The 16161-nt window shown below is 39.7% G+C and carries 11 protein-coding genes and 1 tRNA gene; 2 read left to right on the plus strand and 10 right to left on the minus strand.

The window, feature by feature from the left end:
• Window positions 1-100: 100 nt before the first annotated feature.
• A tRNA-Thr gene (locus IPP61_02470) sits at window positions 101-173 on the plus strand.
• Between the two features lie 56 nt (window positions 174-229).
• Here IPP61_02470 and IPP61_02475 read toward each other — a convergent pair.
• From IPP61_02475 to IPP61_02505, 7 genes are all read right to left on the minus strand, one after another.
• Complete coding sequence (locus IPP61_02475; GenBank protein ID MBL0324038.1) at window positions 230-1762, minus strand: M20/M25/M40 family metallo-hydrolase; 1533 nt, start codon at window positions 1760-1762, stop codon at window positions 230-232.
• Between the two features lie 405 nt (window positions 1763-2167).
• Window positions 2168-3814 (minus strand): Ig-like domain-containing protein, encoded by a 1647-nt coding sequence (locus tag IPP61_02480; GenBank protein MBL0324039.1) that lies wholly within the window; start codon window positions 3812-3814, stop codon window positions 2168-2170.
• 103 nt (window positions 3815-3917) lie between these two features.
• Window positions 3918-4763, minus strand: coding sequence for a LamG domain-containing protein (locus IPP61_02485; GenBank protein ID MBL0324040.1), 846 nt, complete (start codon window positions 4761-4763; stop codon window positions 3918-3920).
• Between the two features lie 49 nt (window positions 4764-4812).
• The gene (locus tag IPP61_02490) at window positions 4813-6354 is read right to left on the minus strand and encodes a RagB/SusD family nutrient uptake outer membrane protein (GenBank protein ID MBL0324041.1); all 1542 of its coding nucleotides are present in this window, start codon (window positions 6352-6354) and stop codon (window positions 4813-4815) included.
• A gap of 1 nt (window position 6355) precedes the next feature.
• Window positions 6356-9376 carry a TonB-dependent receptor gene (locus IPP61_02495; GenBank protein MBL0324042.1) on the minus strand — a complete coding sequence of 1007 codons (3021 nt, stop codon included), beginning with the start codon at window positions 9374-9376 and terminating at the stop codon, window positions 6356-6358.
• A gap of 463 nt (window positions 9377-9839) precedes the next feature.
• Entirely contained in the window at window positions 9840-10433 is a 594-nt protein-coding gene (locus tag IPP61_02500; GenBank protein ID MBL0324043.1) for a gluconate 2-dehydrogenase subunit 3 family protein, read from the minus strand.
• Between the two features lie 49 nt (window positions 10434-10482).
• Window positions 10483-12204, minus strand: coding sequence for a GMC family oxidoreductase (locus IPP61_02505; GenBank protein ID MBL0324044.1), 1722 nt, complete (start codon window positions 12202-12204; stop codon window positions 10483-10485).
• Between the two features lie 223 nt (window positions 12205-12427).
• Between IPP61_02505 and IPP61_02510 the strand changes: the two genes are divergently transcribed.
• Window positions 12428-13462 (plus strand): energy transducer TonB, encoded by a 1035-nt coding sequence (locus IPP61_02510; protein ID MBL0324045.1) that lies wholly within the window; start codon window positions 12428-12430, stop codon window positions 13460-13462.
• Between the two features lie 51 nt (window positions 13463-13513).
• Here IPP61_02510 and IPP61_02515 read toward each other — a convergent pair whose 3' ends face one another.
• The 3 genes from IPP61_02515 to rhaT all read right to left on the minus strand — a co-directional run bounded on the left by IPP61_02515 (window position 13514) and on the right by rhaT (window position 16083).
• Window positions 13514-14383, minus strand: coding sequence for a dienelactone hydrolase family protein (locus tag IPP61_02515; GenBank protein ID MBL0324046.1), 870 nt, complete (start codon window positions 14381-14383; stop codon window positions 13514-13516).
• A 91-nt stretch (window positions 14384-14474) separates the two neighbouring features.
• On the minus strand, window positions 14475-14981 hold the full coding sequence (locus IPP61_02520; GenBank protein MBL0324047.1) for a heme-binding domain-containing protein: 507 nt from the start codon (window positions 14979-14981) through the stop codon (window positions 14475-14477).
• 49 nt (window positions 14982-15030) lie between these two features.
• Window positions 15031-16083, minus strand: coding sequence for an L-rhamnose/proton symporter RhaT (rhaT, locus tag IPP61_02525; GenBank protein ID MBL0324048.1), 1053 nt, complete (start codon window positions 16081-16083; stop codon window positions 15031-15033).
• Window positions 16084-16161 lie beyond the last annotated feature (78 nt).

Genomic DNA, 16161 nt, shown 5'->3' on the forward strand with positions numbered 1-16161 from the left:
TATAAATACAAAAATACCCTGATATTTATTTTGATTTTTTAAAAAAAACTGATAAAAGCCTTTTATTTATCGGCGAAAAAAATCAATCTTTACTTTTGTTGCCACTGTGGCTCAGTTGGTAGAGCAACGCATTCGTAATGCGTGGGTCAGCGGTTCGAGTCCGCTCAGTGGCTCAAAAAAAGCCGACAATAGCCGGCTTTTTTCTATAAAAATCACATTACTGTACTTTTTATTTTTTTCTGGGAAGTTTTTCCGGCCTTACCGAAGCATTATATACAAATGCTGCAACAATGGTAGCGGCTTGCTTCAGGTCATCCTCCAAAAGGTGATCGAAAGTATCAATGTTGGTATGATGCGTACGGGTATTGTATTCGATCTGGTCCTGGATAAACTGAAAGCCCGGAAGGCCAATTCTATCAAAAGCCAGGTGGTCAGTTCCTCCTGTATTTCTGATTGTAAGGGTTTTGGCTTCCAAATCAGCAAAAGGTTCCAGCCATTTAGTGAAAATAGACCGGCATTCTTCATTTCCCTGCAAATAGACACCTCTGATTTTTCCGGTACCATTGTCAACATTAAAATACCCTGCAATCTTGTCACCTTCAGCGTTAGGTTTCATGGTAGTGGTATCAGTGAGGTGATTTTTTACATAGTTTCTGGAACCGTGTAAACCCTGTTCCTCGGCACTCCAAAGAGCAATGCGAATGGTCCTTTTGGGCTTAAGTCCGGAAGCTTTAAGAATTCTTACGGCTTCCATCATAACGGCCGAACCGGCTGCGTTGTCTGTTGCCCCGGTGCCTGTATGCCAGGAATCAAGATGGGCTCCCAGCATTACAACTTCATCTTTTAATTTAGGGTCAGAACCCGGAATCTCTGCCAGGACATTGTACCCTTTTAAATCATCTGAATAAAATTTCGTTTTCACATCCAAGTCAAGCTTAACAGGAATACCGGCTTTGGCCAATCTGCACAATGTCAGATAATCTTCAGCTGCAAGAGCTATATCCAAGAGGTTTTCAGGGTCTTTCGGCTTGTAAGAACCTCCGCCGGTAACAAATACTGTCCCGTCTTTTCCGAGTGGATTCATGCTAAAAAATGCTATCGCACCGTCTTTTACTGCCATTTCTTTGGTTTTGTTGGACAAATAACTGGCTTTTCGCATGGCTGCAATCATGTTTCTGAAAGTGGTATCTCTCTGGTTTGTAGCTTCGGGTTTGGCATTAACCATTTCTTCCAACTCTTTTTCGGTAAATCTTTTTGCATCAGGACCAAATGAGAGTTTGATTTTATCATTTTTATAAAGCAAAATAACTTTATTTTTCATTTTCCCTTTGTATTGTTCCAATGCAGTAGTGTCGGTCTCGTCAACTAATAGGACTTCGGCCTGGACTAATCCTTTGGTGCCACCTGTCCAAACTTTTGGCAGAGCGATTAAAGGACGGTAATACGGTGCAGTCATAGCAATATAGCTTTTTTGCAATTCCCAGCCTTTACCAAAATCACCCCAGGCTTCGAGACGTGAATCGTTCAGGCCAAATTCCGTGAGTTTGTTTTTGGCATAATTGGCGGCTTTCATGAAGCCTGGTGATCCCTGAAGGCGAGGGCCGTTGGCATCGGTCAGATAAAAAGCGATGTCCATCACTTTTGAGTTTTCGAGGCCTTCTTTTCTGATTTTTTTAATGGCTTCCATGTCAACATCCTCAGATTGAGCTTTGAGGGACAATGAAACCGCGGAAAAAAGAATTACAAATAGAAATTTTTTCATAGTTTTTTGATGCTTTAGTTAGAGTTTAGCAATGAAATTAAGAAACTATTTTGAAATTAAGGTTTAGTTGGGATAAAAGTTGAAAATTGTAAGATAAATGAAGGGTTTTCGAGGATATATATGCATTATGATTTAATGTTTAATGGGTTAGAAAATCAAAAAATGATAAAGGATTAGTTTCAGATGGAAAACGATGATAATCTGAAAAGTTGACGAATAATGAATTAAAAATATTACAATGAACAGGTGAGTTTCGCGTGAGGGGGTGAGCCATTGTTTGAGCTCTTTGGGTGGACTGCCGCATGGCGGACACGCAAAAGCGAGTGGTGAACACCCGACCCCATCAAAAAAGCTGAGAGGCTTTTTTGATGGGGGCACGCCCTGATAATTTATCTATTTGTGTTTTTAAAATTTAAAACCTAGTTTTTTTAGTCCTGCCTGTACATCGGGGTCTTTCATGGTGAGTTTCCATAAAAGGCCTGTGCGGTGGTTTTCGATCATTCCGATAATTGGACCCTGGTCGATAGCTAAAAACGATGTGGCATACCACCCACGATCCAGGCTAAAGGCATCAATGAAGCCGTGGTTTTTCCAGAGTTTATCTCCAAGTTTGAAATAAAAGAAACGCATTGCGTCCATTGACTCAGCCGGGGTAAAGGGAATTGAAGACAAGGCAGCTGTGGGAGTGATCACGCCAAGGTCGTTGGTGGGACTATGGGCAGAGTAACCATTGTAGGTGTCGGAAGCGGTAAGTCCCCAGCAGTCTTTGCTGTATCCCAGATATTTTTTAGGATTTTCAATGCAATATGCCCGGTTTATCAGAGAATGATTTCGTGTCTGCTCGGCATAATTGGCGTAGGAATCAGTAAGATTTCGGGGGTCAATGCCAAGAAATGTATATTGTTCAAAAAATAGTGGTCCACCGAGGTTTTCGCCGAGCGGAAGTTTATAACCGTAGAAGGTTTTACCGTTTTTTTGTGCACCTGAGCGTGCCCAACCCTGGTCATAAACGTCTTTGGAAATAGCATGCGTGGGTGATGCAGCGGCAAGGATATAGGTAATGAGGGCTTCGTTCCAGCCATGAATCTGGTGGTTCATTTGCCATCCGTAATTTGGTGACCAATGCCAATAGAGTACTTTTTGACCGTTTTGAGTGTGCCAGTCCCATTCTACAGCTTCCCAAAGTTGAGTTATTTGTTTTCTTAGCAGGTTTTCTTTTTCAGAATTTTGATCAAAATATTGTCTGGTAGCTAATAATCCCATCATAAGATAGGAGGTTTCGACCAGGTCGGCACCGTTATCTTTTGAACTAAACGGAACGGTAACCCCTGTGGCACCGTTGAGCCAATGCGGAAAAACGCCATGAAACTTTTCGGCTTTATTGATAAGAAAATCTGTGATTTTTAGCATTCGATCGAGTCCTTCCTGCCTCGAAATAAAGTTACGATCGATGGCTACCGGAATGGCCAATATGCCGAATCCCGAGCCACCGGAAGTGATGATATCACCGGAGGTGTCGCGTTCACGGGCAAGACCTGATACCGGATGACCAAAGTCCCAGAAATATTTAAATGTTTGTTTTTGAACCAAAGTCAACAATTCTTCATCTGAAATCCGGGGAAATTTGTCGGTGGAGTCCATCAGGGTTGTAAAATTAACCTGAATGCCCGACTGTAACTGTTCATTTTTACTGGATTTCACAGTTTGATTTAACTCCAAACTGTATTTTGATAAATTCTTTAGTGGATTTTGTGGGGTGAAAACAGCCGAGCTATCATTTTTTATTAATTGAAAATTGGTTTTAACGGTTTCTTTGGTTGCAAAATTGGTTAGAATCAATGAGTTATCGAGTGAACTTGGCTGAAGTTTTGAGGAAAAGTTAATGGTTATTTTGGGATTAGCAGAAATATTTTGAAGGGTGTTGTTCGATGTGTTCAGCCCATCAATCAGGACTGACTTAACCTCTAAAAATGTTACCGGTGTTGGGCTGGCGTTTTTACAGGAAGACAATAGGGACATGCTCAGGATGAAAATCCTTAATAGTAAGCTCATGATAAATGATGGGTAAAATACAGGGAGAAGAAAAAAAGGATTTTTTGAAAAACAGAGTAAATGCCTGATTGAGGCATTCACTCTGAATTAAAACCGGATGAAATTATCTTCCGGCCATTTCCAATTGATACAATGCACTGATGTCGGCATCAGAAAGAGCTTTGTTGAAAACTCTGATTTCGTCCATAGAGCCGGTCATTGCTTTTTGCCACGATTCAGGATTTCCTGCAACTACAGAACCCCATGTACCGATGATTGCTTTGGTTGGAGTTGTGAAGTTCAAAGGACCGGTGGTTCCTCTGGCTTCCCACTCAGGGTTAGAAATTTTCACTCCGTTGGCATAAACTTTAAACATAGATGTAGCACCATCCCAGGTCATTACAACATGTGCCCATTTTCCGCCAATTTTCGCAGCCTGAACACCACCTTTAGTAGGTTCATTACGCGAATCTTGCCATGAATCGTTACCGTTTACTTTAGTAACTACCAAACCTTTTACCACCATGGTATCTGAAGTAGCTTTTTTCCAGCCTGTTTCAGCCATTAGGTTGATATTGCCGGCCCATTCGTTAGGACGTGACAAAGAGAAGAAACATGCAGGTGAGCTACCGTTGTTAGAAACGTTAACCCAGGCACTTACTGTTACATTTGGAAGACTATTCAAAGCTGTAATGGCATCAAAAGCCATATATCCATCTGCGAAAGTAACTCCTTTGCCTTTTACTCCTGTACCAAATGTAGCATTGATTGATTTGGTAGGCATTGCACTTGATTTTGCTTCCTTTCCAGTGCCTTCCATATCCCAATAAGCAACAAGGTTGGCAGAACCTACCTCAGAAGCACTATTGTAACCACCAATGGGCGGAAGAGCTTCTTCTTCCTTACAGGCCATAAAAGTAACGCCCATCATAGCGGCGATAACACTTAGTTTTAAAACTTGTTTTCTCATAGAAATTTGAATTTTGTGATTTGAAAAAAATTACCAGTATTTAGATTAATTAATAGTTCGGATTTTGGGTCAACTTATTCCCACTCAGGGCTATCTGTAAAGCCGGAATAGGTAATAGCTCATGTTTGCCTTTTACAAATGGCTTACCAGCAGCTTTCATTGCCTGCTCCACTTTCCCTGTTCTGACAAGATCAAACCATCTGTCGTGCTCCATAGCTAGTTCAAGGTGACGCTCCTTCCAAATAGCTTCTTTTAGAGCTGCCTGACCTGAAACAGCGGATTCGGCCAAGCCGGCCCTTTTGCGGATAATATTTAAAACGTTTAAAGCCTCTCCGGAATTGCCCGTTTCATTGGCCGCTTCGGCATTGATCAGAAGCACTTCAGCATATCTTAACAAATGAACATTTTTTTGTTTCAAATCTCTGTTTCCAAGATAATTTTCCACATTAGGATTTTCAGAATGATAAGCTTTATAATTGTATCTCAGGTTTTCTACTGAATCGGATGAAGGAACTCTGAATCCATCAAACAATAAGGTGCCTTTGTATTTTCCTGAATTGTCAATGAAAATTATCGTAGCATCTTTGCGTTTGTCACCGTTTTCATAGGTATTAACCAATGAAGTGCTGGGATTGTTAAAGCCCCATCCCAGGTCTCTCCAACCTCCTTTACCTCCGACGCGTGGTCCCTGAAACATTGAGTAAGTATTTACACCAAAATCTGAGTTATTGAATACGCCGGTCTGGATTTCGAAAATAGCTTCACGGCTGTTGTCTCCCGCCTGACGCCAGATTTGTGAGTAATCAGCCAACAAATTGTATTGACCAGAATTCATCACTTCTTTACTCAACTGATAAGCTTTTTGGTAATCTTTAAGATAGAGATAAACCTTCGACAACATGGCCTGTGCTGTGCCTTTAGATATTCGACCAGCCTGGGTCTGTGTCCTTAGGGGTAAGTTATCAACCGCAAACTGCATATCAGTTTTGATTACATCATAAATCTCGGCAACTGATGCACGGGTCTGAAATACAGGATCACTGTTGGCATCTTCGGCATTGACGGGAACCCTAAGAATTTTAGGGACACCGCCAAACCATCTGACCAGATTAAAGTAATAATATCCTCTGATAAATCTCACTTCGCCCAGCAGCTTATTTTTTTCTGCATCAGGCAACTGTGATTTCTCAACTATAGCAATGGCGTTATTTGCCTTGGCAATTCCGTTGTAATGCCCTGCCCACAATGATTGCACAAATAAATTGGTTGGCGTATGGGTAAAATTATCCAAAACACCAACTGTACCGGCTTGATCTGAGGCAGTACTGCCTTTATCAGCGTCGTCAGAAATAATATTGGTGGCAGTAACAAAGGCAATACCGTGGGCATCGCCTTGAGCACCAAATGCTTCGCCCAACATAAGGCTATTATAAACCCCAATAACTAAATTTTGTGCCAAATTTGGGTCAGTTTCGGCTGTTGGTAGTCCTTGAAGGGGTACTTCGAGAAAATCACTTTTACAGCTGTTTAAGATTAAACTGCCGGTAAGAATGCTTATGATTATTTTCGTTTTCATATCCTTTGTTTTCATCTTAAAATCCGATATTAAGTCCAAATGCTAATGTTTTTGTGGTAGGGTAAGCATTGAGCTCAATCCCACTACGTGTAGGTGAATCAGAACTCAGCTCAGGCGTAAAACCGGAGTATTTTTTGAAAGTAAAAAAGTTCTGAGCCATAATAAATACCTTACCTGATTCTGCTTTCAGTTTTTTCATAAAATCAGATTTTAGATTGTATGCCACAGTAAGATTATTGATTCTTATAAAATCACCAGATTCTACAAAATAGGTAGATGCAGGAAGATACCCTCCATTGGCAGCAGGTTCGTCATTGATTCCGCTTCCCCGGGTCCATCTGCTATATGCCATTGATTTTTCAACGTTATCGAGCAAACCCTGGCGAAATGCTTTTTTCCCATTATAAATTTTTCCTCCAAAAGCACCGTATAAATCAGTACTAAAATCAAATTGTTTCCAACTTACACCCAAATTGATACCCATATAGGCTTTTGGCTGATAAGAACCTGCAAAAACCCTGTCATTGTCGTCTATTTTTCCATCGTCATTTACATCCTGATATTTAAAGTCACCGGCGGCGGCACTTGGCTGAATCACTTCACCACCAGTGTTTTTATAAGCTATGACTTCTTCGTCGGTTTGGAAAACTCCCAGAACATTGTAAACATAGAAACTACCCACCGGCTGACCATTGTCAGTTTTGGTAGTATATTGTTGCCCGGCACCAATACCTCCATCAAGAATGGGTTGTCCGCCGTTAAGACCAATAACCGTATTTTTGTTTAATGTGATGTTTCCTCCAATGTTATATGAAAAATTGGGATTGATTCTGGTTTTCCAGTTAACCGAAGCTTCCAAACCTCTGTTACGAATAGAGGCTGCATTGGTGAGCACTATCCCATCTTTGTCGCCTGTTACCGAAGGGACTTTTACATTGATCAAAAGGTCTTTTGATTTTTTGTCATAAAAACCTAATTCCCCCTGGAGTTTCCCATTTTTAGCACTCCATTCAAGACCAAAGTCGGCTTCCTCAGTTGTTTCCCACCTAAGATTTGAGTCTTTGATTTGAGTGATGGCCACACCAGGAGTAGCAGTACCTCCACCAAATGCATATGCCTGATTTTGATCTACGGTTACAATGTAGCCATCGCTAGGGATTCGGTCGTTACCCACCTGACCCCAGGATGCCCTGATTTTAAGTGTATTGAAGAAGGTTTGCGACGCCATGAATTTTTCATTGGAAATTATCCAACCTGCACCAAATGATGGAAACATACCCCAACGGTTTTGAACCGGAAATCTTGATGATCCGTCTCTTCGTAAAGTTGCTGTAAGCATATAGGTATCATCATGGTTAAGATTCAAACGGGTAAGGTAACTGTTACGTGCCCATTTGTCTCCTGAGCCACTATTTGTTGAAGTGTTGGCATTACCAGTATTGAGATACCATAAGTTGTCAGCTGCAGGTATGTCTTTTCTAAAGCCTGAAAGGTTTCTGAAAGAATACTCTTCTGCTGTAGTTCCGACCAACCATTTGATGGTATTTTTTTGTATTGTTTTTTCGAATGTCACAATATTGTCAAAAACCCAGTGAAACGAGTTGTCAAACCTTGCGGTTAGGTTACTGTTGGGATTTCTTTGATTTCCACCCGGAAGGATAAATGTGGTCTGATCATTGTCAAATTTTACATTATAAATATTTTCATTGGTAAAATTGAGATCACCACCTATACTACTTCTGAAAGTCAGGAATTTCAATGGTTTAATTTCTAAAAAACCTGAAGATTGTAATCTGTTTCTTACAATTTTGTCATCATTATTATTGATATCCAAAATAGGGTTACCTACGTTTTGGTAAAGTGAGGTATTTCCGTAAAGTCCGTTTGCATCGCGAGGCTCAATGATTGGAGCAGCACGGTAAGCGTTGTTATAGGCTGACCCAAGATTTACATTCTGATCATGTGAGTTAGCAAATGAAATACTCACACCGGTATTGATGTAATCATTGATTTTAAGGTCATTGTTGAGCCTGGCAGTAAAACGGTTAAATTGATTTTTAAGCACAATTCCCTGATCACCTAAATATCCCAAACTCAGAAAAACACGATTACTTTCTGAACCACCAGATAGCGAAAGGTTATGGTTTTGCATGAAAGCATCTCTAAGTATCTGACTGTACCAGTCGGTTGAAACGGCCCCGGCATTGACAACATTTGATGTCGCTGCACTTACATAGTTGGCATATTCGGTATTATTGGCCATTTTAACCAAATTTGAGGCTGACCTCCAACCTGTGTTAAGCGAGTAATCAACTTTTAATTTCCCTGTTTGACCCCTTTTGGTTGTAATGATTACCACACCATTGGCACCTCTGGCACCATATATTGCAGTTGCCGAAGCATCTTTCAGGATATCAATGTTTACAATATCCGAATTATTAATGTTGCTGATGTCGTCGGTAAGTACACCATCTACTACAAACAACGTACTTGTACCGGCAAGAGCAGTACCTGTCCCTCTAACTCTGATTGAAGGAGAACTTCCGGGTTTACCGGAACTAATAATCTGTACACCCGCAACCCTGCCCTGAATGGCCTGAGTAGGAGTCATTACCGGCATTTTGAGCAGATCCTCACCTTTGATACTATTGGTTGAACCGGTGATGTCCACTTTTCGCTGGCTGCCATAACCTACGACAACGACCTGCTCGAGAATATTCTCTGCAAATCCTAACGTAACATTGAGTTGTGTTTGTCCTTTTACGGATACCTCTTTATTATCGAACCCGACAGAACTAAAAAGCAAAACTGCATCTGGCAAAACCTGGAGCGAATAAGTTCCGTTAACATCGGTAATGGTACCAGCGGTGGCATTTTTAACCCTTACTGAAACTCCCGGAATACCTTCTTTGGTTTGGGCGTCGGTTACAATGCCTTTCACGGTAATCTGTTGTGCCCATACAGCCATTGAAGTTAACAAAAGCACAAATAAAAATGTGCTTCTTAAAAGTACGGCTTTTCGGAAAAAATTACTCATAATCCAAGGTTGATTAATTATTGACTTTTCAATAAATTTTATTCATAATCAAAGAACAAATTTAGAAACTATGCCAACAACAATCTAATTTTCTACTACATCAAAACTACATCAAAAATTAAAAATACAAGCAATTCAGGGGCATTTTGGCTACATCATTGCAATTAATTTTTGTTAAAATATCTTAATGTCAGATTTTTATTGAGTACAAAAAGTTTTGTATAAAAAAATGTACTTCTTTTTAGGATTAAGATTTTTTCAAATAAAATACTTTCCAATTTCAGGCAAAAAAAACGACATGATTCAATATTAAGCTCCCGGGTCTTTTCAGATATTTGGAATTAATAATTTTAATAGTTTATTGAAAATTTAGCGAATTAAAAAGTACTCTAATATAGATTTCAAACAAAAAAGCAGAAATCCGACTTCAGATTTCTGCTTTTAATTAATCAAAAAAATGTTTTTATTCGTTCCAGGCGTTTTGACCATTCAAGGGCATACAAGGAATATACTCCCCTGGTACAGGGTCATAGGCCAATACGTTTCGGCCGATTTCTTCTGAAGTGTAAAACCCGAAAAGCGTTAGACCTTTGATAATTTTGAAAAAAGTAGGCTTTGGAGCCTCTTTTTCCAGGGCTATCCCCCACATACCCACACCAGAGCGGGGTTTGTTTTTATCCATTTCGGTTAGGAATTCAGTTCTTTGTGCCTGGGTCAGTTCCAAAAAACTTTTTCCGAATTTCTTATCGACCTCATCTTCAAATTCGCCCAAACTTTCCAATAAGTCTTTCTGGGCACCTTCATCCATCGTGTCTTTGACCATTTTATCAATAAACTGCGGTACAGCCATCTCCTTAGCTCCCGGAGTTTTGGTTTTGGGCAAAATTGTTTCGGCTACCTCAGCTACCAAAGCCGCCTGATTGTTGTCAAAAAAGACGGGTTTCCAGTTAAGTTTAGCATTTTCTTTACACGAAACCAATATTTCACTCAACGAAACTCCCACCAGGCTTATTCCCAGCATGGTGGCTGTATTTTTTATATAATCTCTTCTGTTCATAATTTTAAAAAACTTTGAAAAGCTGAAAGCTTATCAGACTAAAATCTGATTACAAATTCTTCTTATTTAATTCTTCCACCGCAAAATTGGCCGCACGGGCGGTTAATGCCATATAGGTTATCGAAGGATTGACACAGTTTGAGCTGGTCATACAAGCACCATCAGTAATGAAAACATTCTTCACCGCATGTAACTGATTGTTTGCATTAAGCACCGAGGTTTTCGGATCTTTACCCATACGAGCGGTGCCCATTTCGTGTACACCTACGCCCATGCCTCCGGAATTGTCAAACGGAACGATATTTTTAAAACCGGCAGTTTCAAGCATTTCAACAGCATCGGCTTTGATTTGCTTCCGCATTTCGAGCTCATTTTTCTTAAAACCCGCATCAAAAACTATTTGAGGCACGCCCCACTTGTCTTTTTTGGAAAAGTCAAGGGTCATTTTGTTTTCATGGTAGGGCAATACCTCTCCAAATCCCATCAAAGCCATGCTCCATCCACCCGGTTTGTAGAGTGATTCCTTAAAGTCCCCTCCAATTCCTACGGCATCGGAGCCTCTGCCCCAGTTGCTTCTAAACGCACTCCCCTGGTAGTCATAGCCGCGGAGGAAATTGGCATTTTTTGACTGTTCATCAATGTTTACATACTTCGGAATAAAGATTCCATTTGGCCGGCGGCCTTTGTAATACTGGTCTTCCATACCATCAAAATCGCCCATTGCACCTACATGGTAATGGTGATCCATGATATTGTGGCCAACTTCGCCGGAGTCATTACCCATTCCGTTGGGAAAACGGTCAGATTTTGAATTGAGCAAAATCTGTGCGGTGGTCATGGCTGAGGCATTGAGAAATATGATTTGGGCTTTAAAAATATGCTCTTCGAGTGTTTCGGCATCAATTACTTTTACACCAGTGGCTTTTTGTGTAGCCGAATCATATAAAACTTCTGAAACCACGGAATTTGGTCTAATTGTAAAATTCCCGGTATTATTTGCTGCAGGAAGAGTTACGGCATTCGCACTAAAATAGGCTCCGTAAGGGCAGCCCCTTGAGCATCGATTTCGGTTCATACATTTTCCACGACCAAGCTTGATTTGTTCTTCTGTGGGTTCGGTAAGGTGAGCCACACGGCCAGAGGTCACATGGCGACCCTTGAATTTGCCCATGACCTGCTGCTTAAAATGAGTTTCGAGGCAGTTAAGAGGCATTACCGGCTGAAACTCGCCGTCAGGCAAATGACTTAAGCCTAATTTTTCTCCGCTTATACCAACAAATTTCTCCACATAAGAATACCAGGGAGCAATATCTTTGTATCTGATTGGCCAATCGACTGCGATACCCTCACGGACATTGGCTTCAAAGTCCAGGTCGCTCCAACGGTAGGTTTGCTTACCCCAAATCAGCGTTCGACCGCCGGTTTGGTGTCCTCTGATCCAGTCGAAAGGCTGCACTTCCTGGTAAGGATTTTCGAGGTCATTGGTGTAAAAATGCTTGGTATCTTCACCTACAAACCCACTTCTGATCTGTATATGGTGTTTTTTTCGATCTTCCACAGTAAGATCACCACGATGCTCCTGATCCCAGTGGTCATGGTTCATAGTCGGGTAGTCTTCAATGTGGTTGACCATGCGACCTTTTTCTAAAACGAGGGTTTTAAGCCCTTTTTCTGAAAGTTCTTTTGCCGCCCAGCTTCCGCTCATTCCCGAGCCTACCACTATTGCATCATACGTATTGGTTTGATTGAGTTTGGTATTAAGATTAGCCATTAAAATTTGGAGAGGTTGAAATATTTCCCAAAGTAGGGAAGATTTTCAGAAATGGCAAAAAAAAGCTTAAACGGATTAAGAAGGATGTAACTTTTAGTTGAATATTTGAAACATAGAATCCTATATAGCCAATTAAAGGTATTTTTAAAAAAAAACCTGCAAAAAAAGACCAGATTAATTTAGTTTTGCTATACATTTTAAATCAAAATTCATATCCAAATAAATGAAAAATTTAAGTTACATAACCTTCCTATTTTTATTTTTTATCTTCAATAATTGTTTTGGTCAATATTTTGGACCATTTGACCAGCATAACAGCGAGTTCAACGATTTCTATGAGCCATTTAAAAGTGAAGATGAAAAAATCATTAATGCCTGGTATCATTACATGGTTACTTACAGTGAAAAAGAAAAGAGGTATATTTTAAGGACATTTCATCCTGAAAAAAGATTAATGCTAAGAGAAACAAGGTTTTTAGATAAAAAATTGAAAATAAGGGATGGAAAGGAACTGAGGCTTATCTATACCAACTATGACACGGAAATTGGGAATTATGTTAATGACAAGGAAGATGGGAAATGGGTTCAGATAGATACGTCAGGAAAAATCAAGGCTATTTATCATTTTGTTAATGGGAAAAAAGAAGGAATTGGTTACCGATTTTATTCCAACAAGCAAACAGAAAGGAAATACTTTTATCAAAATGATGCTCCGATAGGAAGATGGCAGTATTTTCATGAAAATGGGAAGATTGAACATGAAGAAAAATATCTCGATGGAAAACTGGATGGGGAAGTAAATTATTATGATTCGACTGGATCAATGATTCAAACTAAAATATACAACAAAGGTGACCTTGAAAAAACCGTTAAAATCAAGGAACCAGTAATCTTGGAAGATGAAATATTACTAGTTTCTGAAAATGCTCCCCACTTTATTGGGAATTGTAAAAAAAGGCTTGGTTCAGAGGAATTTCAAGAATGTAATCAAAGAGAATTGTACAGGTTTTTGGGTGAAAATATTAAATACCCCGCTCTTGCACAAAAACTAAATGTATCCGGAAGGATATTTATAAGATTTGTGGTTGAAAAAGATGGTGCGATAGGAGAAATAAAATTATTGACCCCATTATGTGAGAGCCTGGAACAGGAAGCAACCAGAGTCATCAAATTGATGCCAAAGTGGGAACCAGGCTATCAAGACGGAAAACCTGTAAGGGTGTATTACAATATGCCAATCATTTACAAATTGGATTAGAAAAAGCCAGAATACTTTAATCCTGGCTTTATTAAAATCTACTTAACCCTCTCAAAACTTCCCCTTCAGATACTTCAAAGCCATACCATAGGCAACTTCGGCGTTTTCTTTGTCGTATTTTGGGTTGCTGGGGTTGGCAAAACCGTGTACTCCCGGGAATATTTTGTACTCCAGGCCTTTACCGGCAGCTTTCATGTTTTCGGCAAATTTCTCGATAACTTCTTTTGAGATGCGGGTTTCGGTAGCAAACAGCCCCAAAACATCGGAATTCAGCTTTTTCAATTCATCGATTTTGTCTACCGGCATTCCATAATAAATCACGGAGCCAATGTTGTTTTTACCGCCAATTATCGCTGAACGCAATGACCACGAGCCCCCAAAACACCAGCCTACGCTGGCTACCTGTGCTTTTGCTCCGGCAAAATCATATCCTGCTTTTACGATATTTATCAGTCGCTCTTCTTTTGTTGAGGATATCAATTTTCCCGCTTCCTGCGGGTCTGAGGTTGATTTCCCGTCGTACATATCCAGTGCAAGTACGTTTACATTTTCGCCCAAATCTTTGTAAAACTTATCGGCTTCCCGACGAATATAGTCATTGAGTCCCCACCATTCCTGATATACAAAAAGCCATTTGTTGCTTTTCTTTTTAGCTTTTACCAAATAACCTTTGGCTTCCATTCCATCCGCTGCTGGCATAGTAATTTCGGCACCAATTCCTTCGAAAATAATTGAAACCGGAGCCGGATGTAAAGCCTGAAACTCAGGATCCATGGCCCATTGCCGCATATCGTTTAATGGTTCAGAATGACAAATAGCCATGCCGGCGTCTAATCGTGAGGTGGACACAGGGTTGATTTCCATTCCTGTAAACAAAGAAAAAATAAGAAGTAGAGGTAGAGCAAAATACAATTTAAGCATAAAATCAATCAATTAAGGTTTCAAATGATACGTAAATAAAACAAAAAAGGTCGCACAGTGTTTTGTACGACCTCCAATATTTTTCTGAAACTTATTTACCTTCTGGCTTTTTTCTTTTCAAAACAAGACTATCGGCTGGGTATTGGGCTTTCAAAGAATCCATATTTGCACGGGCCCATGTGATAATTTTCTCCCTTTGTTCGTCAGTAAGTTTGGCACCTGCATGCAAGCCCAAATAGGTATAAGACTCCAGTGGCATCCATTTATCCTCCTGAGATTCAATCACTTCTTCAAATTTATGATTCTGAACAGCTATAGGCCTTTTAGTAAATTCTGAAAAATTAAGGTGCTTCTTCCCATCAGTCACATGGTGGTCAAGAAACCACGCAACCGGCTGAATATTGGCGTACCATGGATAAGTGGTCTTGTTGCTATGACAGTCATTACAGGCCACCGATAGAATATCTTTTACTTCCTGAGAGGTATTGTATTTGGTATATACTCCAAATGAATTATCATCTGAGAGATTTCTTTCCGGCTTTATAAACTGAATCACTACCAAAATTACAAGGAGAGAAATAAGGATTTTTTTCATAATTGTTTTGATTTTTATGCCAAAATAAAAAATAAAATCGAGAAAAAGAATATTACATCGAATTACCGATACCCACTAAAACAATTGAGAACATCATTATGGCTATTCCGATTAAAAATATCCTGAAAGATCGGGCCGACACACCATTCCATTCTTTCAGCCAAAAACCCCAGAGATTAGCCGTAAGAATAATAGTGGCCATGTGCAGAATCCAGGATGAAGCTCCATTACCAAGCTTACTTTCACCCATACCATAAAAGAAAAACTGCAAAAACCACATGGTACCTGCAATACCTGAAAACAAAATATTGGAAGCGATAGGTGTCTTTGTATTTACATAATCACCAAAAGTTTTATTTTTAAAATTGAGGTACATACACCAAATGAAATTAGTGGTTAAACCTCCCCAAAGTAAAACAATGTATGTTACGTTATTTTGAAAAAGAGGATTGTTTCCGGCAGCCACTGCGGCATCGGCCAGAGGTTTTCCTGCTTCAATTCCAAAGTTGAAAAAAGAGCTCAAAACTCCTGAAATAATGGCAATTATGAGGCCTTTTGTAAGATTAAATTCTTTAACTGATTCTTGTTTTTGTTCGTGAGAAAGATCTTTCTCTTTAAGCATACCTGCCCAGCCTAATATCGCAATGCCGATGATACAAACGATTACACCCAATAATACTAATTGCCCGCCCGGTGTATTTAACATATCGGAAAATGTAGTTTTTCCATCTGTTGGAACAAAATCGTAATAAATGGAAGGAACCAAGGCACCGAAGGCCGAACAAAATCCTAAAACTATAGAATTTCCCAAAGACATTCCCAAATATCTCACTCCCAGCCCATATGTCAGACCTCCGATTCCCCATAAAAGACCCATTATGAAGGTAAATTTCTTAACAGAAGTGGCTGATTGTGAGATTATTTCTGAAAAATTATCAATGGTCAGATAAGCAGCCAAAGGCGGAACAATTAACCAGGAAAAAAGCCCTCCTACTATCCAAAAACTCTCCCAGGCCCAGCCTTTTACCTTTTTAAATGGCATATAAAAACTACCTGATGAAAACCCTCCAATGGAGTGGAAAATTATGCCTAATAATGCTTCCATATCTATAAAATATTGTATTTTTCTTTGATTATTTTGAAAAATACAAATATAGCACAAGTCATAATCATTAACTCTCCT

It is taken from the genome of Cytophagaceae bacterium, from assembly GCA_016722655.1.
Lineage (GTDB): Bacteria > Bacteroidota > Bacteroidia > Cytophagales > Spirosomataceae > Leadbetterella.

Bases quoted from the DNA above. Each gene is read 5' to 3' on its own strand.
- IPP61_02490 (MBL0324041.1), bottom strand. From the start codon at position 6,354: ATGAAAACAAAGGATATGAAAACGAAAATAATCATAAGCATTCTTACC.
- IPP61_02510 (MBL0324045.1), top strand. From the start codon at position 12,428: ATGAAAAATTTAAGTTACATAACCTTCCTATTTTTATTTTTTATCTTC.
- IPP61_02485 (MBL0324040.1), bottom strand. From the start codon at position 4,763: ATGAGAAAACAAGTTTTAAAACTAAGTGTTATCGCCGCTATGATGGGC.
- IPP61_02475 (MBL0324038.1), bottom strand. From the start codon at position 1,762: ATGAAAAAATTTCTATTTGTAATTCTTTTTTCCGCGGTTTCATTGTCC.
- IPP61_02505 (MBL0324044.1), bottom strand. From the start codon at position 12,204: ATGGCTAATCTTAATACCAAACTCAATCAAACCAATACGTATGATGCA.
- IPP61_02515 (MBL0324046.1), bottom strand. From the start codon at position 14,383: ATGCTTAAATTGTATTTTGCTCTACCTCTACTTCTTATTTTTTCTTTG.
- rhaT (MBL0324048.1), bottom strand. From the start codon at position 16,083: ATGGAAGCATTATTAGGCATAATTTTCCACTCCATTGGAGGGTTTTCA.
- IPP61_02495 (MBL0324042.1), bottom strand. From the start codon at position 9,376: ATGAGTAATTTTTTCCGAAAAGCCGTACTTTTAAGAAGCACATTTTTA.
- IPP61_02500 (MBL0324043.1), bottom strand. From the start codon at position 10,433: ATGAACAGAAGAGATTATATAAAAAATACAGCCACCATGCTGGGAATA.
- IPP61_02480 (MBL0324039.1), bottom strand. From the start codon at position 3,814: ATGAGCTTACTATTAAGGATTTTCATCCTGAGCATGTCCCTATTGTCT.